The 20,208-nt window shown below is 40.3% G+C and carries 19 protein-coding genes and 1 pseudogene; 8 read left to right on the forward strand and 12 right to left on the reverse strand.

Features of this window, described 5'->3' with window-relative positions; all coding sequences use genetic code 11:
• The first annotated feature begins 6 nt into the window (after nt 1–6).
• From epsC to F984_RS11075, 3 genes are all read left to right on the forward strand, one after another.
• Entirely contained in the window at nt 7–948 is a 942-nt protein-coding gene (epsC, locus tag F984_RS11065) for a serine O-acetyltransferase EpsC (RefSeq protein ID WP_080631556.1), read from the forward strand.
• Nucleotides 949–1,184: 236 nt separating this feature from the next.
• On the forward strand, nt 1,185–2,117 hold the full coding sequence (locus tag F984_RS11070; RefSeq protein WP_001107594.1) for a family 2A encapsulin nanocompartment shell protein: 933 nt from the start codon (nt 1,185–1,187) through the stop codon (nt 2,115–2,117).
• Nucleotides 2,092–4,053 (forward strand): family 2A encapsulin nanocompartment cargo protein cysteine desulfurase, encoded by a 1,962-nt coding sequence (locus F984_RS11075; RefSeq protein ID WP_004709345.1) that lies wholly within the window; start codon nt 2,092–2,094, stop codon nt 4,051–4,053. The genes F984_RS11070 and F984_RS11075 overlap by 26 nt, the downstream gene beginning before the upstream one ends.
• Nucleotides 4,054–4,658: 605 nt before the next feature.
• Here F984_RS11075 and F984_RS11080 read toward each other — a convergent pair.
• Entirely contained in the window at nt 4,659–5,297 is a 639-nt protein-coding gene (locus tag F984_RS11080; RefSeq protein ID WP_004709347.1) for a LysE family translocator, read from the reverse strand.
• 91 nt (nt 5,298–5,388) lie between these two features.
• On the opposite strand from F984_RS11080, the gene F984_RS11085 reads away from it, so the two are divergent.
• Nucleotides 5,389–6,324 (forward strand): LysR family transcriptional regulator, encoded by a 936-nt coding sequence (locus tag F984_RS11085; RefSeq protein WP_004709349.1) that lies wholly within the window; start codon nt 5,389–5,391, stop codon nt 6,322–6,324.
• A 245-nt stretch (nt 6,325–6,569) separates the two neighbouring features.
• Here the strand turns inward: F984_RS11085 and F984_RS11090 are convergent, their stop codons facing one another.
• The 5 genes from F984_RS11090 to F984_RS11110 form a co-directional block, all read right to left on the reverse strand.
• Nucleotides 6,570–7,436, reverse strand: a complete 867-nt coding sequence (locus tag F984_RS11090) for a cysteine ABC transporter substrate-binding protein (protein ID WP_004709351.1) — start codon at nt 7,434–7,436, stop codon at nt 6,570–6,572.
• A gap of 83 nt (nt 7,437–7,519) precedes the next feature.
• Nucleotides 7,520–8,380, reverse strand: coding sequence for a transporter substrate-binding domain-containing protein (locus F984_RS11095; RefSeq protein ID WP_004709354.1), 861 nt, complete (start codon nt 8,378–8,380; stop codon nt 7,520–7,522).
• A gap of 30 nt (nt 8,381–8,410) precedes the next feature.
• Nucleotides 8,411–9,142 (reverse strand): amino acid ABC transporter ATP-binding protein, encoded by a 732-nt coding sequence (locus tag F984_RS11100; protein ID WP_004709357.1) that lies wholly within the window; start codon nt 9,140–9,142, stop codon nt 8,411–8,413.
• Nucleotides 9,143–9,144: 2 nt separating this feature from the next.
• Nucleotides 9,145–9,810 (reverse strand): amino acid ABC transporter permease, encoded by a 666-nt coding sequence (locus F984_RS11105; protein ID WP_000418074.1) that lies wholly within the window; start codon nt 9,808–9,810, stop codon nt 9,145–9,147.
• Entirely contained in the window at nt 9,800–10,459 is a 660-nt protein-coding gene (locus tag F984_RS11110; RefSeq protein WP_004709359.1) for an amino acid ABC transporter permease, read from the reverse strand. Before F984_RS11110 ends, F984_RS11105 begins: the two co-directional genes overlap by 11 nt.
• A 79-nt stretch (nt 10,460–10,538) precedes the next feature.
• Between F984_RS11110 and F984_RS22415 the strand changes: the two genes are divergently transcribed.
• Nucleotides 10,539–10,628: a hypothetical protein gene (locus tag F984_RS22415; protein WP_228128016.1), complete on the forward strand. Its 90-nt coding sequence runs from the start codon at nt 10,539–10,541 to the stop codon at nt 10,626–10,628.
• A 116-nt stretch (nt 10,629–10,744) separates the two neighbouring features.
• On the opposite strand, the gene F984_RS11115 is transcribed toward F984_RS22415, so the two are convergent.
• From F984_RS11115 to F984_RS11125, 3 genes are all read right to left on the reverse strand, one after another.
• Nucleotides 10,745–11,029: a GNAT family N-acetyltransferase gene (locus tag F984_RS11115; protein ID WP_004709361.1), complete on the reverse strand. Its 285-nt coding sequence runs from the start codon at nt 11,027–11,029 to the stop codon at nt 10,745–10,747.
• Between the two features lie 143 nt (nt 11,030–11,172).
• Nucleotides 11,173–12,132 (reverse strand): response regulator transcription factor, encoded by a 960-nt coding sequence (locus F984_RS11120; RefSeq protein ID WP_004709362.1) that lies wholly within the window; start codon nt 12,130–12,132, stop codon nt 11,173–11,175.
• Nucleotides 12,129–15,593: a hybrid sensor histidine kinase/response regulator gene (locus F984_RS11125; protein WP_004709364.1), complete on the reverse strand. Its 3,465-nt coding sequence runs from the start codon at nt 15,591–15,593 to the stop codon at nt 12,129–12,131. The genes F984_RS11120 and F984_RS11125 overlap by 4 nt, the downstream gene beginning before the upstream one ends.
• A gap of 195 nt (nt 15,594–15,788) precedes the next feature.
• Here F984_RS11125 and F984_RS11130 point away from each other — a divergent pair, with 195 nt between their 5' ends.
• On the forward strand, nt 15,789–17,405 hold the full coding sequence (locus tag F984_RS11130) for a purine-cytosine permease family protein (protein WP_004709366.1): 1,617 nt from the start codon (nt 15,789–15,791) through the stop codon (nt 17,403–17,405).
• Between the two features lie 54 nt (nt 17,406–17,459).
• Here F984_RS11130 and F984_RS11135 read toward each other — a convergent pair whose 3' ends face one another.
• Nucleotides 17,460–17,915, reverse strand: a complete 456-nt coding sequence (locus F984_RS11135) for an Lrp/AsnC family transcriptional regulator (RefSeq protein ID WP_004709367.1) — start codon at nt 17,913–17,915, stop codon at nt 17,460–17,462.
• Nucleotides 17,916–18,071: 156 nt separating this feature from the next.
• On the opposite strand from F984_RS11135, the gene F984_RS11140 reads away from it, so the two are divergent.
• The gene (locus tag F984_RS11140) at nt 18,072–18,683 is read left to right on the forward strand and encodes a LysE family translocator (RefSeq protein WP_002048382.1); all 612 of its coding nucleotides are present in this window, start codon (nt 18,072–18,074) and stop codon (nt 18,681–18,683) included.
• Nucleotides 18,684–18,754: 71 nt separating this feature from the next.
• Here F984_RS11140 and F984_RS11145 read toward each other — a convergent pair whose 3' ends face one another.
• A complete protein-coding gene (locus F984_RS11145; protein WP_004709371.1) occupies nt 18,755–19,366 on the reverse strand; it encodes a LexA family protein in 612 nt (203 codons plus the stop codon).
• 282 nt (nt 19,367–19,648) lie between these two features.
• Between F984_RS11145 and F984_RS11150 the strand changes: the two genes are divergently transcribed.
• Nucleotides 19,649–19,885: a hypothetical protein gene (locus F984_RS11150; protein ID WP_004709372.1), complete on the forward strand. Its 237-nt coding sequence runs from the start codon at nt 19,649–19,651 to the stop codon at nt 19,883–19,885.
• A gap of 62 nt (nt 19,886–19,947) precedes the next feature.
• Here the strand turns inward: F984_RS11150 and F984_RS11155 are convergent.
• Nucleotides 19,948–20,208: pseudogene (locus F984_RS11155) on the reverse strand (KGG domain-containing protein); the annotation flags it as partial.

The following is a 20,208-nucleotide window of genomic DNA, read 5'->3' on the forward strand; positions in this document are numbered from 1 at the left end:
TTTTCAGTGAATCAAGGAAAGCCTGTGACTCAATGGAACATTAATGCGGTTGTACAAGGTTTACAACAAGCAAGGCATGACTGGCGTCAGCAACAGCACAGAACAAAAGAATTTGGGGGCCGCGAACTTCCATCTAAAGAAGCTTTAAAGGCCATTTTAGATGACCTGTGCGGCATTTTATTTCCAATGCGTTTAGGCCCGGCTGACTTACGCCAAGAAACTGAAGATTCTTATATTGCCTATACTTTAAATCGGGTACTCACAGCCTTACATGCGCAAGTACAACTGGCTTTAAATTATGAAGCAAAACGTCATTTGGGCCATTCAAGCCCAGACCAGCAACCACAAGAACTTGCCCAAACTATTGTGCAGGATTTTGCCAACACTTTGCCCTCTATACGGCGCCTTTTAGATGGTGATGTACGGGCGGCTTATGAAGGTGATCCAGCAGCACATAGTGTAGATGAGGTATTACTCTGCTATCCGGGCATATTTGCGATTATTTATCACCGAATTGCGCATCAGCTCTATGCTCAAGTGCCTTTATTGTCTCGCATTATTTCCGAGTTAGCTCACTCTGCTACGGGTATTGATATTCATCCGGGTGCGCAAATCGGCAAAGGATTTTTCATTGATCATGGTACGGGTGTGGTGATTGGCGAGACTTGTGTGATTGGGGAACGCGTTCGTATTTATCAGGCCGTGACCCTTGGAGCAAAACGCTTTGAAACCAATGATGATGGTGGTTTGAAAAAAGATTATATACGCCATCCGATTGTTGAAGATGATGTCGTGATTTATGCAGGTGCCACTATTTTAGGCCGTATTACCATTGGTCGAGGTTCAATTATTGGGGGGAATGTTTGGCTAACCCATAGTGTTGCTGCAGGTAGCCAGATTTTACAGTCACCGAATGAGTCTTATCAAAAAAATCATATTGCCGGTTAAAAACTATAGATGTGAAATAAATAGATAAGGAGATAAATAAACAAAGAACGTGCAGATTAATAAAATGCTTATTTCTAGTTTAAATATATTTTTATTTAGAAAATAGATAACTCATTAATAAGCTCAGTATTTAAATTACAACGCTATTTTAATTTTAAAACCAGAACTAATTCTAGTTTATATGCATCCTAGAATTTTTATTTTCAAAAAGCCAATGTAATAAGGAAAAATGATTCATGGCGAAAAATACAGACAAAGCCCAACTTGCACTTGGGGACCATGCGGCCCGTCAACTGGCCAATGCAACCAAGACAGCTCCCCAGCTTTCTACAATTACTCCCCGCTGGCTGACTCACTTACTTCAATGGATTCCTGTTGAAGCAGGTATTTATCGCCTAAACCGTGTCAATAATACCGATGATATTCAAGTAGCTTGCACACAACGTGATGAAGCAACTTTACCTCAAACTTTCGTCGATTATGATCCAGAACCACGTGAATACTTTTTAAATGGTGTATCTACTGTTTTAGATGTGCATACACGCGTTGCTGACCTTTACAGCAGCCCACATGACCAAATTAAAGAACAGCTTCGTTTAACTATTGAAACTATTAAAGAACGTCAAGAAAGTGAGCTGATCAATAACCCTGAATACGGTTTATTGGCTAGTGTGACAGATGACCAACGTATTTCGACCTTAAATGGCCCACCTACCCCCGATGATCTTGATGACTTATTACGTAAAGTCTGGAAAGAACCGGGTTTTTTCCTAGCACACCCGGACGCGATTGCAGCATTTGGCCGTGAATGTACACGCCGTGGTGTGCCACCTCCAACGGTTAGCTTATTTGGTTCGCAGTTTATTACATGGCGCGGTATTCCACTCATTCCATCAAATAAAATTCCTGTAGAAGATGGTAAAACTAAAATCTTGCTACTTCGTGTTGGTGAAAAGCGTCAAGGGATTGTTGGTTTGTTCCAACCGGGTCTTGCGGGTGAACAGTCACCGGGGCTTTCAGTACGCTTTATGGGAATTAACCGTAACGCGATTGCGTCGTATCTAATCTCGTTATATTGCTCACTTGCAGTATTAACAGACGATGCGTTAGCAGTGTTAGATGATGTGGAGGTGGACAAATATCATGACTACCCAGTTAACTACAAATAATCTGCAAGGTAGTCCAATAGGGCCTGATGTGGCTGGTGCTCATCCACCAGCCAACTTCCCCGATGAGTCCACGATTGCTCGACTTGCTAATGAGTTCTTTTCAGCAGTACCGAACGCAAGCAGTTCGACTTCTCCATCGGGCCTTAACTTGGACTTACCTGTCGGAGCGCCACCTCACCCACCGCAACCGGGTGAACCATTTTCTGCTCTCAGTGGTCGTGCGCCCAATATCGCCTTTCAGAAAAGTCTCAATCCGGAATATCCTGAGCATATTCCAAATTTGCCAGACTACCCTGAACGCCGAATAGTAGCTTCCGCGCCTGTGGTTGGTGGAGCTAATTTGCCACGCCCACCATTTGAACCACATTTACCACAAGCTGCTCATAGTGAACCAAATGTGCCACGCATTGAACCAAACTTACCCACTGGTGCAGGTGAATCACCTTATTATTTTTTAAATGATTTTTCTGCTCCCAATGTAGCAGAACCGTCTGTTAAAGGTGTTGAAGATAATTATTCGGTTGCACAGTCTTTTCAATTGCCACATGGTGACCAGCTACAGTCCTTACTGACGGAAGATCGTTTTGCAACGAACACGCCTACCCAAAGTTCGGCAAGCTCTGCATTTTATTTTTTAGACTTGCCTCAAACTGGACAAAGTTATAGTCACTATCAACCGTCGCAACCTACTTTTGTAGCAAGTAGTGCTCAACCACTCGATGTGCATGCTATACGTCGTGATTTCCCAATTTTACAGGAACGCGTCAACGGTCGACCTTTGGTCTGGTTTGATAATGCAGCTACTACACAAAAACCGCAGCGCGTGATTGATCGGATTGCTTATTTTTATCAGCATGAAAACTCAAATATTCACCGTGCTGCACATGAGTTAGCAGCCCGTGCAACCGATGCCTATGAACATGCAAGAAATGTAGTTGCCCGATTTATTGGTGCACCCTCTTCCAAAGAAATTATCTTTGTTCGAGGAACAACCGAGGGCATTAACCTGATTGCAAAAACATGGGGTGAGCAAAATATTGGTGAAGGTGATGAAATTATCGTTTCTCACTTAGAACACCATGCCAATATTGTGCCTTGGTATCAACTCACTAAAAAAACTGGAGCGAAATTACGAGTCATTCCTGTGGATGACACGGGCCAGATTATTTTAGAAGAGTTGCCAAAACTGATTAATGAACGCACTAAACTGCTGTCAATTACTCAAGTTTCGAATGCTTTGGGTACAGTCACACCTGTTGCCGAAGTCATTAAAATTGCGCATGCCAAAGGCGTACGTGTTTTAGTTGACGGTGCTCAATCTGTTTCGCACATTCCTACCGATGTACAAGCTCTCGATGCAGACTTTTTTGTGTTTTCTGGACATAAAGTGTTTGGTCCAACGGGCATTGGCGCGGTCTATGCAAAACCAGAGTTGCTAGAAAGCATGCCTGTTTGGGAAGGCGGCGGCAACATGATTCAGGATGTTACCTTCGAACAAGTAGTTTACCAACCTGCACCCAACAAGTTTGAAGCTGGAACTGGCAACATTGCCGATGCTGTCGGATTAGGCGCTGCGCTTGAATATGTAGAAAGTCTAGGCATTCATAACATTGCTCGCTATGAACATAATCTACTCGAATATGGTCAAAATGCGCTGAGCAGTGTGTCAGGTTTACGCCTGATCGGAACCGCACATCACAAAGCCAGTGTAATGTCCTTTACCTTACAAGGCTATTCAACCGAACAAGTCGGTAAAGCTTTAAATCAACATGGTATTGCCGTACGTTCTGGCCATCACTGTGCACAGCCAATCTTACGTCGTTTTGGTGTAGAACAGACCGTGCGTCCGTCTTTGGCTTTTTATAATACGACTGAAGAAATTGATTTATTGGTGTCGGTGTTACATCAACTGACGCGTAATAGGCGTAGTAATTAAATCTATTTCTAGACTAGAAAAGACTGCTTTTGAGCGGTCTTTTTTATGGATTATTTATTAAAACTACTTGAGCTCAAAAGTTATATATGAAGTAACAAGTCAAAGTAGCTATCACAGTGGAGTCTTATTATTTTAAATTCGATTTCTGAATTAGCCTTCGGCTAGACTTACTTTGGTTTCGCCCAAAGTAAGCAAAAGCATTTTCATCTGCAAAACCTGTCCTCTTCTTATATCTAATCGATATATCGCAGAAACATAAACTATTTAATACCACGCAGGTTGCAGATGATTTTAGCTCGAATTAAAAGTCATCAATAGTTCGGACAACTCAAAGTAGTTATCACTGCGGAGTCTTGTTATTTTAAATTCGATTCCTAGCTTAGCCTTCGGCTTGAGCTAAAAGTCATCTACAGCCTACCCATAATTTATAAAAATAATGTTTTTGCAACATTTCCTGATGGATGAAAACAGTGAACAGGTTCTGTAGATGACAAAGTTTTTTGGTTACTTTTTCCAAAAAAAGTAACAGAATTAGCTACTTTATTATGACCTATAAACGGTAAGACTCCGTCGCGCTAACCCATCCACTTATAAATAAAACCAACTTAATTAAACAATCCCCAAATCAATCTCAACGCAATCCCAATCAACAACACTCCCATCACCCTCTCAAAATACACTCCAAACTCCAAAAAACGTTTACGTACAATAGGCTGAGCAAACAGTACACTCACCACCATAAACCAGATGGCATTGACCATACACATCCAGACCCCATAAAAGACCTGAACTTTCATTGGTGTGGTCGTACTTACAATCGTCGTAAAAATTGCCAGAAAAAAGATAGTGGCTTTCGGGTTTAACGCATTGGTAAGAAAACCCATTGTAAAAGCTTTAAATAAGCTCGGCGTGTCACTATCTGCTTGGCCATTAATCTCAATATTGGTATTCGGCTGGCTACGTAAACACTGCCATCCTAAATACACTAAGTAAGCCGCCCCCGCTGTTCTGATCAGAGACATGAGCCATTCACTTTGCTGAATCAAGAAGCCAATACCAACAAGTGTATAAAACACATGTACTGAAATCCCGACACCAATACCAATTGCAGTTAGACATCCAATTAAATAGCCATAACGTACACTTTGCCTTACCGTAATCACAAAATCTGGTCCCGGTAAAATCACCGCCATAAAGTGAATAAGAGCTAGCGTTAAAAACTCATGTCCATACAACTGCCACATAACAATTTAGTTTCCTGAAAATCACCTAAAAGATTGTATTGCGATTTTTTAGACGCGATAATCCAATAAAAATCCAAATAACTTTTGCCTCATGAGCACAAATCAAAGTCTGGTTCTTTTAAATGAAATGGCGACTTTCGTGAAGGTTGTCGAGTCGGAAAGCTTTTCTGAAACTGCCCGCCAGCTTGGTACGACACCTTCTGCTGTGAGCCGCGCCATTGCCCGTTTAGAACGTGCTTTAGGCACTCGTTTACTCTATCGAACTACACGGAAACTTCGTTTAAGTGAAAGTGGACAACAGGTCTATCAACGCTGTCTAGACATGGTGAATGCGGCACAAGCAGTCATGGAAAGTTCTGGGCAATTTCATGTCGAGCCAGAAGGTGTTATTCGTATGAGTGTTCCGAAAGCTGTGGGACATTTTATGATTCATCCACATTTACCCGAATTTTTAGAACGCTACCCTAAAATTGATATACAAATGCTTTTAGAAGATCGTTATGTAGACCTCATTGATGATGGCGTTGATCTAGCGCTTCGAATTACAGAGCAGCCACCGGGTGGACTAATGGGCCGAAAACTCATTGATATTGATCATTTGGTTTGTGCTACGCCTGAATATTTGGCCAAGCATGGTACACCGAAGCATCCTCATGATTTAAAGCAGCATGAATGTATTTACTTGGGTGAGCAAGCCAGTGACTCAAAATGGAAATTTCAACAGGGAAATAAATCGATAAGTGTGGCTGTGCGTGGTCGTTATGCAGCAAACCATACCGGTGTGCGTTTGAGTGCTGCATTACAGCATTTAGGTATTGCGAGCTTGCCATACTTCGTTGCACGCCATGCACTACAACAAGGTAGCTTAGTTCAGGTTTTGCCCGACTGGGATTTTAAAACCTATTATAGCGGTGGGCTGTGGTTACTGTACCCACCGACACGGCATGTCCCGCCTAAATTGAGTATGTTAATTCAATATTTGGCAGATAAACTAGCAGCAGAGCCGACGTTATTTAAGTTAAAGTAATATAAATTCAATGAATTAGCACGATGGAATTCTATCTTTGAATCTCTAAAGCGATCAGCTCATTCTGTTACTTTTTTTGAAAAAAGTAACCAAAAAACTTTCTCATCTACAGAACCTGACCACTGTTTATATCTATGAAAAATATTGCAAAAACATTATCTTTATAGATTATAGGCAGGCTGTAGATGAATCCTAGCTCAAGCAAATACTATCTAAATCCTAGTCATTAGGGGCTGTGAGTAAAACTACTCAACCAATAGATCTTTTGGATTAATCGTATCGCCATAAACTGGTTTTAAGGTTTTTTCATAAGCTTGATGAATCACGCCTTCTTTCGCCAATTTCTCTAAATCTTGGTTCAACCAGTCCAATAACTCTTTGTCACCCTTTTTCACTGCTGGTGCAATTAAGTCCTGCTCACCTAAATTGGTAATGCCAACAGTGTAATTTGGATTTTCTTTAGCCCAAGCTAAAACCAGCAAGTTATCATGTGCAAGCGCAGCACCACGACCATCTTTTAAAGCATCAAAAGTTTCAGTGTTTTGCTCATATTTTTGTAGTTTAATTTCAGGGTGAGTCTTGGTGAAGAATGAATCAGCCGTTGTACCTTTGTTTACCAGTAAAGTTTTATCTTTCAGTTGAGCAACATCAGTGATTGGATGACTTTTAGGAGAAACGACACCCAAAGCGACTTTCAAATAAGGTTTAGCAAAATCGACCACTTCCTTACGTTCTGGTGTAACAGTAAAGTTTGCAAAAATAATATCTACTTTATTGGCTTTTAAATATTCGACACGGTTAGCCGCTTCAGTTAAAACAAACTCAACTTTGTTCTCATCACCCAGCAGATCTTTAGCGACATGCTTAGCAATTTCTACATCAAAGCCCTGATTTTTGCCTTGGGCATCTAAATATCCAAACGGCGGTTTATCACTAAATACACCAATTCGTACCACTCCATTCTTTTTAATCTGTTCAATACTCGACACCTTTTGTGTGGTATCGGCCGCTTTTTCAGTAGATTGAGTTCCTTTGTCACATGCAACCAAACCTAAACTCAGTAAAGACGCAGCTAAAATATGCTTCACGTTTTGAAATGTTAATGTTGTCATTATTTCACCCTATCGTTTTTGTAAAAGTCTTATTTAAAAATAGCAGCGCCTACTTTTAGGTACTGCTCTAGCGATATCGAAAATTATTGGCCTACATCTAAAAACACATTTGGATTGACCGAGTCACCGTAAATTGGCTTCAAGGTTTCATCATAAATTTTCTTAATTTCACCGCTTGTTCTTAGCTGCTTAATTTCAGTATTGAGCCAATTCAATAATTGGGTATTGCCCTTTTTAACTGCTGGTGCAATAAACTCTTGATCACCAATAGACTGAATACCTGCAACATAACTTGGATTCTTCGCGGCCCACGCCAAAGCATATGTACTATCTTGTGAAATTGCGTCACCACGACCGTCGGTTAAAGCTTTGAAGGCATCCGAATTTCTTTCAAACTTGAGTAAATTTACTTTCGGATAATGCTTGGTAAAGTAGGTATCTGAACTTGTGCCTTTATTTACAATTAAGGTCTTACCTTCTAACTGGGTAATGTCGGTAATCGGCTTAGCTTTAGGTGAGACAATGCCAAAAGCACCTTTCAAATAAGGCTCGGCAAAATCGACAACTTGCTTACGTTCTGGCGTTACTGTAAATGTCGCAAATACCACATCGGCACGATTTGATTTTAAAAACTCCACCCGATTTGAAGCTTCAGTCACAATAAACTCAACTTTCTTTTCATCACCGAGCAAATCTTTAGTCACACGTTTTGCTAAAGCCACATCAAAGCCCTGATTATTACCAGCACTGTCTACATAACCAAACGGCGGATCATCGGCAAAAACGGCAACGCGTAAAACCCCATTTTTTTTGACTTGCTTTAAAGAATGGTCTTCTTGAGCATTACTTGCCTGTTCAGTGGATGGCGTTTTACTACATGCAGTTAACAACACCCCAGCAACGGCAAGACTGCTTAATATTTTTATCGAATTACGTTTAAACATTCACTTCCTCATGATTCAAATAATAAAAATTTAGTACGACAAAATATTTAAAAAGGCTTTCGCTCGTTCTGTCTTGGGCTGTTCAAAAAATTCTTCTGGTGAAGCCTGTTCAATAATCTTGCCCTTATCCATAAAAATAATGCGGTCGGCAACCTTACGTGCAAAGGACATCTCATGTGTCACAATCAACATGGTCATTCCTTCATTCGCTAACTTGAGTACTACATCGAGCACTTCCCTAACCATTTCTGGGTCAAGCGCAGCGGTAATTTCATCAAGTAAAATCACTTGAGGTTGCATGACCAGTGAACGGACAATGGCTATACGCTGTTTTTGTCCACCAGAAAGTTGGCGCGGATAATCAACTTTTCGCTCATATAGCCCGACTCGCTTTAGCAATTCATCTGCGACTTGTTCAGCTTCATCACGGTGGCGTTTTTGTACTTTGAGTGGTCCAAGCAAAATATTGTCAATGACGTTCATATGCCCAAATAGCTCATAGTTTTGAAAAACCATGCCAATTTTTTGACGAGCATTAGTCCAGTCCACATCTTTACCGAGCACGCCTGAACCAGTTAAACGAATCTCACCACCCTGAATCGGTTCTAAGCCATTAATACAGCGCAATAAAGTACTTTTACCGCAGCCCGATGGACCTAAAATAACAACCACCTCTCCTTGTTCTACATCCAGATCAATGCCCTGTAAAATATGACTTTGTGCAAATGATTTCTGTAATTGTTGTATCGATAACAAAGGCATAATTACTCCCAGACCTTTTCTAAATGTGCCGCCAAACGAGATAAGGGATAGCAAATTAGAAAATACAAAATAAAAATAAAGCCATAAATCCAAAGAGAAGCGCTTGGCACAGTCAACAGCGAATTTTCAATAATTTGCTGGCCAACTTTAATGACCTCAACCACACCAATCAGGACTGCCAAAGAGCTGGTTTTCACCATTCTCGTAAATAAATTAATCGCGCCTGGTGTTACTCGTTTTAGACTTTGCGGAAAAATGACATAGACCAAAGCTTGAACGTGGGTAAGTCCGAGCGCATAGGCCGAATCGCGTTGATGCTGGTCAATTGAAGTAATGGCAGCACGAACCAAATCGCCCATTTCTGCCGTACCCCATAAAACGAACACAACAACACACACCCACATTGCTGAAAACTGCCAGTTAAACCATGTCGCAAAGCCGAAATAAAACACGAACAGCAAAACTAAAATTGGAATGATTCGAATCGCTTCTAAATACAGACGGCACAGCGATTTAACTACTATGTTTTTAGAAGTCATAATGACGCCGAAAACTGTGCCAAAAATTGCAGAGAAAAACACCGAAATAAAAGCAATTTTTGCAGTTGCCCAGAGTCCCCACATTAAACGTTCGAGGTGACTCGCTTGAAATAGATAATCAAGTTCCATGGTTCACCTTCCGACTTCTGTGCTCCAGATAACTGGTTAAAATAGACACAGGCAATAAAATAATCAGATAAGCCATGATGAGTAAAAACAGAGCTTCCGTAGTTTTATAGTCCATGCCAATTAAGTCTTTGGTCACAAAAAGTAGCTCAACGACAGCAATCGCACTGACCACAGAACTTTCTTTAATTAGAAATAGGCAATTTGCCCCTATTGCCGGAATTGAAATAGCCAGTGCTTGAGGGAAAATGACATATCTAAAAATCTGAATGGGTTGCAGACCAATACTTTTTGCTGAGTCAATTTGCCCTTTTGCCACCGACTGCAAACCTGCTCGGAAAGCTTCAGCCATATAGCTTCCGCCTAAAAAGGTCAGTCCGATTACACCGCAAGTAAAACCATCGATTTTGATACCGAGTTTTGGCAAACCGTAATACAAAAAGAACAGTTGGATTAATAAAGGGGTATTTCGAGATAACTCAATATAGAACTGGGAAATTCTATTTAGTACCCGCACGCGATATGTGATTAAAATGCTGCAAATCAGCCCTACAACAATCGCCAAAATAATGCTGATAATTGAAATTTTCAGCGTGGTCAAAGTTGCAGAGAAAAATTGCGGCAACACACTATGGATATACTGCCAGTTCAAGGAAAATTCCAACAAATAATATTAAAACGTTATAAATATTTAGCTTTCGTCAGCCATTAAATATTTGTGAAACGAGTTTATTTTTTTCCCAATTGGTCTAAAACTATTTTTATTAGATAAGCTTTTCTATAAGTTTGATAAATTCGATTTGGTAAACGAAAACTGTTAACTCAGTTGAAGACAACTGCTTAAAACATATTCACTAAAACAAAGATGAATAATAAAACTAATAAAAAAATCGGACACCACGGCCCGATTTTTATTAAATGATTTTCAATTTATTGCTTATTTTCTAAGTACATCACCAATACTTGGGTCTTTATCAAAAACTGATTTTGCATATGGGCAAAGTGGAATTACTTTTACGTCTTTTTCACGAACAAAAGCTACCAAAGCGTCCAGTAATTGGCGTCCTACCCCTTGTCCGCGATAATTTTCATTCACATCTGTAGAATCAATAATCAGCATGCTTTCGCCTGCCCATGTATAAGTCATTTCACCTGCAACGGTTTCACCATCAATTAAGCTAAAGCTGCCGTGTTTTGTATCATCTTTTTGTTGAATATTCACAATGAATTCCTCGTATTATGACTCATATTTATTTAGAAATGACTTTGTATAATCTTTATCTATAAGAACAAATTTAACTGTAAAAAAATAGCCTATTTTTAGCAGTGAGTCTGTATGCTTTTTAAATACAATCTTCAATTTACTTAATGAAACTCTTGTACCAAGCTATTAATGTGTGCAACAGCAGCAGTTCGGTTTTCAACGCAAAGTTTTTCAAAAACATGCTCTAAATGCTTGTTTACCGTCCGTGGACTAAGCTCCAAGATTTCTGCAATATCCTTATTGGTTTTCCCCAACAACAACCAGTGCATGACTTCTGCCTCACGTTGAGTCAACTGTGGGCAATATTTCAAAATATCAGCCATTTCCAAAGCTGGTGTAGAAGTTTTTATCTGGATAAGATAATTTTTAGCCACAATTGGCTCGGTCTCCCACGGCGTGAGCAATAAAAGCTGTAATTGCTGAGATGGTGTTGAATAAGAACAGCTGGTTAATTTTTTGGGATCTTTTTCTTGCTCTAAGTCTGAAAACCAAGCTTTTAAACCTGCCTCAAAACCCTCTAATTCAGGTAAATATTGATTCAGTAAATCACTGGCTTTTTGAGTTTTCCAAACAATTTTACCGTGAACATCTAGCGCGAGAATGGCTGTTTCCGTTGCATCAATCACCTGTTTTTGTTGTTGCAATAGTTTGGCATGTGCCAAATGTGTTTTTACCCTTGCTAATACTTCTTCAATATTTAAGGGCTTGGTTACATAGTCCACCCCACCGACCTGAAAACCTCGCACAATATGTTCTGTTTCCGACAAGCCTGTCATAAAAATAACGGGAATAAACTGCGTAATTGGGCTCGCTTTAAGCTGTATACAACTTTCAAAACCATCCATATGTGGCATATTGCCATCAAGCAAAATCATATCCGGTAAGCATCGGTGTGCAATTTCAATGGCACTTAACCCATCGGTTGTGACAAGTACGCGATAACCTGCCTGATCCAGACTTTCATGTAGCAAGCCTAAATTTTCCGGCACATCATCCACAATCAGAATAACAGCCTGCTCGTTTGGCGAAGCTTGCTGAAAAGAAACATGTTGCGTACTCATTGCTTATCCTGAATCAATCGTTGCGCGTGTTTTAAATCAAACTTTCGAATAGCCTGTTCCAGCTGTTCCCATAACTCATCATGCTCCGGAAAATTTTGCCGGCATTGCATTAAAGTCTGTTGAATTCCTCGAATATAACCTTGTCCAATTAAATCATTTAATTGTTGCAAGCTTTGCGGTAAATCAAGCAGGTCATTATTTTCTGGTTGTTGAATTAGTATATGAACAGCAGCTTGCTCCTGCTTAAACACCTTTACATCAAGTGCTTTAACTTCATTATTTTCAAGGAATGTCTCTGATTTGGAATCAATCCAAACTAAGCCTAACTTATCTCCAATTTTACTGAGCAACAAATTCAGATCGATTGGTTTTAGCATAAAGTCTTCACTTAAAACTGCATCTTGTGGATTGACTTCGCGCTCGCCTGCATTAGCTGAAATAATTAAGATCGGCACATTGGTAATATTATTCTGACGTAATAATCGTGCTGTTTCCCACCCGCCCATCAAAGGCATATTTAAATCCATCAAAATCAGATTAGGTTGGAAAATAGGTATTCGTCTTAAACAGTCAATGCCCGACTCGGCTTCTTCAATTATAAACCCTAATGGTTTGAGAAAATTAGCAACTAAACCTCGGTCCACCGCTTCATTATCGACAACCAAAATTCGTTTTCGCTCGCCTTGATAGCCTGTAATCTGGTTGGAGTAAACATTAGAAATTGGATGAACCACTTCTTTTGAAGGTAAATAAAACTTAATCTTAAACTGAGAACCCTGATTGAGCTGACTAGCCACCGATAACTGCCCGCCGAGTAAATCGACTAATAATTTTACAATTGGTAGTCCGAGTCCTGTTCCGGTAAATCCGCCTTGCACGACATTGCTGCCCCGTTCAAACGGGTTAAAAATTCGTTCTAAATCTGCCTCGGCAATGCCGCAGCCCGTATCTCTAATTTCAAAATACGCCGTTTGAAAACGGTACTCGACTTTCAAAGTAATTGTTCCGCTCGTCGTAAATTTTAAAGCATTGCCCAGCAAATTGATGAGCACTTGTTCTAAGCGTTTTTTATCGGTACGGACATAGTGCGGTAGGTTCTCTCCAATTTCATAAACAAACTGCAAATTCTTCTGTTCAAACTGTGGCTGAAACATTTGAATAATCTGTTCTATAAAATTAGGGAAATGAACATCCACCACATTTAAAGAAATTTTGCCTGTTTCAATGCGTGCTAAATCTAGTAAACCGTCAATGAGAGAAGTTAAATGCTGCCCACTACGGCTAATCACCCCGAGCGCCATTTTGCCTTGTTCTGAAAGCTGCTCTTGTTTCTGAAGTAATTGGCTATAGCCCAAAATACTATTTAGAGGCGTTCGTAATTCATGGCTAATGCCAATGACATAACGGCTTTTTGCATCATTTGCTCGTTCTGCAGCTATTCTGGCATCTTGTAAGTCTTTTGAAGTGACTTCATGAGCAGCAATTTCATCAATCAATAATGCTGTTTGTTGATGTGTCTCAATTTCAGCATTACGACGACTTTCATCGTTTAACACGAGCCACCATGCAGCAACGCTCATCAATAAAAATAAAATCGTGTAAATTTTGACAAATAGCGTAAATAACTGTGGAACGGCTGCCGCATCAATGGTTTCCAAATAGGTTTTTTCTTGGATATAAACCAGACTTAAACTCACTGCCAAAACGATCGACAGCCCTAAAGTCAGCAATAAATACAAACTGACCCTGCTATTTAAACGGCTGGCCCAACGTTCTGGTAAATAGTGCCAAATGGCTTTTTTGAGTTGTACTGACCAACGTGCATCGGGTTTACATAAATCGTGACAGCGGGCTTCAAGTGAACAGCATAGAGAGCAAATCGTACCGTTATAGGCTGGGCAACCCGCCATATCGGCAAGTTCATAGTCCCGTTCACACACAACACAATTTGCAACCGAAGTCGCTTGAATTTTTTCAGGCTGGCGTGCAATGTAATATTTGCCTTTGGTTAAGTAAGCAATGACAGGCACGCATAACACCGCACTCCCCAAAGCAATAAAACTCGCCAAGCCTTTCGCCATCAATCCGAAAAAGCCCAAATAACTCAGCATCGATAACACTGAAGCAATCAGTAAGGCGCCCACGCCTACGGGATTAATGTCATATAAGTAAGCACGGCGAAATTCAATTCCTTTCGGACTTAGACCTAAAGGCTTACAGATAATTAAATCGGCAACGACGGCACCAATCCATGCCAAAGCGATATTGCTATATAGTCCTAAAATACGTTCAACCGCATGGCTAATTCCCATTTCCATCAAAACAATGGCAATAAAAACATTAAAAAGAAGCCAGACAATTCGTCCCGGATGACTATGAGTTAAACGAGCAAAAAAGTTTGACCATGCCAATGAACCAGCGTAGGCATTGGTCATATTAATTTTAATTTGCGCCAAGCAAACCAGTGCTAAAGTCAGGATTAAAGCAAGCTGAGGGTTTGGAATAAACTGTTGGTAGGCGACCCAATACAGATAAGTCGGATTGTCTAGCTCAGAGACAGGAATAAATAGCTGAAAAGCTAAAACCATCAGCAGCATGCCCATCAAAACTTTTAAAAATCCAAAAATAATCCAAGATGGGCCACCTAAAAAAACGGCAAAACGCCATGCGGTTCTGTTCTTTTCTTTTTGCGGTAAGAAACGTAAATAATCGGCTTGCTCACCAATTTGGATCACAAATGAAAAAATAAGAGTGCACGCCGCACCAAAGTAATACAGATTAAAGTCAGTTGAGTTTGAAACCGCCCCAACAAAATGCAAGCTACTACTTAAAATTTGTGGTTGTTTCCAAAGTACAAAAAACCATGGTAATAACAGCAATAAGAGCCAGATTGGCTGAGTGATTGCCTGAACTTTATTAATAAAACCAATGCCTTTGACCACTAAAGGCAAAATGACTAAGGCAGAAATTAAGTAGCCAATAACTTGCGGGATACCTAAAGCAAGCTCAAGTGCCATTGCCATAATGGCGGCTTCAAATGCAAGTAAAATAAAGGTAAAGCTAGCATAAATTAGAGACGTAATGGTCGAGCCAATATAGCCAAAACCTGCACCACGAGTAAGCAAATCGACGTCTACATTATATTTTGCGGCGTAATAACTAATCGGCCAACTGGTCAAAAATATGATGGTACATACGACAACTGCTGCCCAGACTGCATTGCTAAAGCCATATTGCCAAAGCATGGTCGCCCCAATGGCTTCCATCGCCAAAAAGCTGACTGTCGAAATTGCGGTATTGGTCACCGTCCAAGGTGACCATTTACGTACTGAGGTGGGTGCGTAGCGGAGCGCATAATCTTCGATACTTTCATCTGCTACCCAAATATTATATTCACGGCGTGTTTTGATCACACGTTGTGGCGCTTGTTGGGGGCGTGAAGAATCTGGCATAACACTCATGTTTGGCATGTGGCTGCATTAAACCCAGCAATCCTTATGCCAAAAGTCATTTATCATGGCGATTTTTTCTAATACGCACATATACGCAAAATAACGTATTTTCAATTTTTCCCAAAAATCACACACTCAAAACCATCAAAAAACAATGATCAATATTTGTGTTGATTGACCGAAAATGATTGGGAGATTGATGTTATGAGTGTATCTGAACATCCAAATCTGGACACTGTGCAAGGTACAGATTCACAAAAAGCAGTGAATGAAACCTTAGAAGATTATACTTTACGTTATGCTCCACACAGCTTTCGGCGCTGGAGTCCCAAAGTTGTCGCTATTACTGCACTTGGTGGTATTGCCTATCTTGCTGACTTTTCTATTGGTGCCAGTATTGGTATGTCTTATGGAACAACCAATGCTGTTTTCTCCATTTTATTTGCAGCAATTATTATTTTCTTAACCGGCATTCCTTTAGCCTACTACGCAGCTCGCTATAACATCGACCTTGACTTGATTACCCGCGGCGCAGGTTTTGGTTATATCGGCTCAGTCCTGACCAGTATCATTTTCGCCAGTTTCACCTTTATTTTCTTTGCCCTTGAAGGTTCAATCATGGCGCAAGGGTTATTACTCGGTTTAGGCATTCCGCTATGGGCAGGTTACCTCATCTCAACCATTATGGTCATTCCACTCGTCATTTACGGTATGAAAGCTTTAAGTAAATTACAAGTCTGGACTACCCCACTTTGGCTCGTTCTAATGATTGGTCCTGTGGCCTATCTGATTTACCAAGAACCTACCTTGGTTAGCCAGTTTGCAACGTTTACAGGTCATGAAGGTTTTGCACCTGTAGATATGGCAGCGATTATGCTCGGTGCGGGTATATGCTTATCTTTAATCATGCAAATTGGTGAACAAATTGACTACCTACGCTTCATGCCTGCAAAAACAAAAGAAAATAGCAAAGCATGGTGGGCAGCGGTTATTTCAGCAGGTCCGGGTTGGGTGATTTTAGGAGCAATCAAACAAATTATTGGAGCATTTTTAGGTTTCTATTTACTTACTAAAATACCGGGCGTAAACAGCACTGAACCTGTTCAACAGTTTAATGCAGCGTTTCATGACATGCTTCCGGGCTGGGCAGCTTTAACACTTGCAGTGATTTTGGTGGTTATTTCTCAAATTAAAATTAATGTGACCAATGCTTACTCTGGTTCCCTTGCATGGACAAGTGCCTACACTCGTATTAGCAAACATTATCCGGGGCGTATTGTCTTTGTGATTGTAAACTTGGCAATTGCGCTTGCTTTGATGGAAGGCAACATGTTTGCGGTACTGGGTAAAATCTTAGGGTTCTATTCAAACTTTGCGATTGCATGGGTTGTGGTGGTTGCAACAGATATTTCAATCAACAAATATGTTTTAAAACTTTCACCAAAAGAACCGGAATACCGCCGTGACATGCTCTACAACGTAAACCCTGTTGGTATGGTTGCATTCCTTGTATCAGCAGGCTTATCAATTGCAGCATTCTTCGGCTTACTGGGTAGTTTCCTAGCGCCTTACTCTCCAATTATTGCGCTTGTACTTGCCTTTGTATTAACACCAATCATGGGCCTACTAACCAAAGGAAAATACTACATCAAGTCACACGATGATGGCGTTAAAGAACCACGTTACGATGCTGAAGGTACACCAGTAGCAACTGTTTATCACTGCCGCGTATGTGAGCAAGGCTATGAGCGTCCAGATATTATGTTCTCTCACAAACATAACGGTACAATTTGTTCTTTGTGTAAAACACTCGATGCTTAACTCCCTTACCAATTAAAAAGAAGCTTTAAAGCTTCTTTTTTTACATCTGATGATTTAGCCAATTGGAAATAAACGTTCAGGCACCACATCTTTCATCACAATGGTTGAGATGATCCGTTGCACACTTGGAATAGCAGATAGTTTTTCATCGTATAAACGCTGAAAAGCCGGTAAATCTTTAGCTACCACATGTAGCAAATAATCTGGCTCACCAAATAAACGCTGAGCTTGAATAATTTGTGGAATCTCAATCACGGCATTTTCAAACTTCTCAACTGCCTGTTTATCACCCTCTTTAAGCGTAATAAAAACAATCGCTGAAAATTCAAAACCGACTAAATTCGGGTCGAGTTCTGCCCGATAGCCTTTGATAGCTCCCGACTCTTCTAAAGCCTTCACTCGTCTGTGACAAGGTGAAATGCTCAAACCAACTTTTTCTGCCAACTCAGTGATAGATAATCGGCCATTTAATTGCAATTCAGCAAGAATCTTTTTATCTGTGCGATCCATTTAGAAAAATTTACCCCAAATGCATGTGATATGAGCAAACATTTAAAAGCACATTCTAAATACATGAGCATATTATTTTCAACAAGCTCGCATAAATAGGGATTTTTTCTAAACCACGAGCGAAACCTTTGGAAAATAGTTTGCCGAGATAAGCATATGGCTTTTAACATTTTTATTGCATTTTGGAGTGTCTCTATTCTTTTTATTATTACGCCAGGGGCAGACTGGGCCTATGCCATTTCGGCAGGTATTAAGGGTAAAGTCGTCGTACCCGCTGTTGCAGGTATGCTATTTGGGCACTTTATTACGATTTTATTGGTAGCGGCTGGTGTTGGTCTGCTTGTAGCAAATAACCCAACTGCTTTGATGATTCTTACTGTGGCGGGTTCTGCTTATTTGTTATGGATGGGAATAAACTTATTACTTACCCCTCCTACTCCAAATCAGTCTGGTTCTGAAAAGGCTCAGTCATGGTTGAGCTGGGCAACTAAAGGTGTTTATGTGAGCGGCTTAAATCCGAAAGTTTTTTTACTTTTTTTAGCGCTGCTTCCTCAATTTATTGACACCACTGCTTCATGGTCAGTAACAACTCAAATTCTTGCCTTTGGTGTTGTCCACATGATTAGCTGCGCGATAATTTACTTAATGGTGGGTTATGGTTCAGAGGCCATTTTGAAAACCAGACCACAAGCAGCTCAGTTAGTCGGCCGTTTTTCAGGTGGTTTGATGGTCGTTATCGCTACATGTTTATTGATTGGGCAAATTTAAAAGTCATTCAACGAAAAGTTACTGGCCTCCCTTTCAGGTCAGTAACATGAATAATAAAATATAAGAAAAATTTATCTCATACGTTTGAGGTTATACGTCACAACGCCCCAGATGACCAATTCCTGCCCATCTTCAATATAAATATTTTGATAATCAGGATTTTCTGCTTTTAGCCAGACTTTAGGTGGATGAAATTGAGCATCAATCATTAAGCGCTTAACAGTGAAATCATTGTCGATAAGTGCAATCACTATATCGCCCGATTTAGCTGGAATACTACGGTCCACAATAAGCGGATCATCAATATCAATTCCGGCATCTAACATGGACAACGAATTGGCTTTGACAATAAAGGTGGCATTTTCATTTCTAATTAAGTACTCATTTAAGTCGAGTGCTTGTTCAATATCATCTTGTGCTGGCGATGGAAAACCCGCAGCCACGCGTTCTGTCGCCAAAGGGATATGGTAAATTTTATCGTTGTTCGGATGCACCTGCTGTATTTTTAGTTTTGAGGTGAAATCTGTCTGGTTATCGGTTTTGACATTATTCAGTAACCAATTTTTGATAAAGTTGACTTGAGACTCAGGAACACGAATCACTTTGGTGGGTTCATTGAACTGTGCTTTACGGCCGGCGTTTTCCCGTGCACCGCCATGCTCGAATTCTTTCTTCTTTGGCATATCGCCTCCATTTCACCGTTCAAATCCTACACAAACAATGTAACTTGAAAAAGTTACATTTTCAAGTTGACGAAATATTTTTTTTGCATAACAATAAATTTCATGATCAGATTTTAATCCATTTTGCTTTTAACAGGGATGTTAAAACAAAAATGGTAATTTGAAGAGAATCAAAACCTATTGTGAAATAGTCCTTATTACTGACTGTTTTGATTTTTATCAATGAAATTCTGAACACTTAAATATGAGTTAGATTCAGTTTTTGGTATGGAGACATGCGAAATGAAAAATCAACGTGATGCAGTTTTAGGTTATGCGAATGAACAACATGCCTACTATATCCGTCTTATTGAAAATGATGCGGTATTAGGCGAAAGCTATGGAATTTTCTGTGAAAATCCGGAAAGTGAAGCAGCCGAAAGTATTATGACGACATTATTTTTAAAGAAATCTTTTTGGATAAACGGCTCAGAATTTACAGATATTGTAAAAGGCCTACACCCTCTTACTCATTCATAAGTTTAAAAATAATAAAAAATAAAGGAGGCATAATGCCTCCTTTATTCTCAAAAACTGGTTGCTTAAGACGTAAAGCGTCCATAAGCATCGCGTTTTTGATTACGAGAGTTTTGTCCACGGCCATCTGAACGACCACGGCGATCATCGTCGTCATCGTCATCATAACGGCTACGGCCACGACCTCGGCCACCTGAACGGCCACGATCATCATCTTCATCGTCGTCATCACGGCTGCGACCACGGCCTCGGCCACTTGAACGGCCACGATCATCATCTTCGTCGTCGTCATAACGGCTGCGACCACGACCTCGGCCACTTGAACG

Origin of the sequence: Acinetobacter nosocomialis NIPH 2119 (assembly GCF_000368085.1) — a bacterium.
Lineage (GTDB): Bacteria > Pseudomonadota > Gammaproteobacteria > Pseudomonadales > Moraxellaceae > Acinetobacter > Acinetobacter nosocomialis.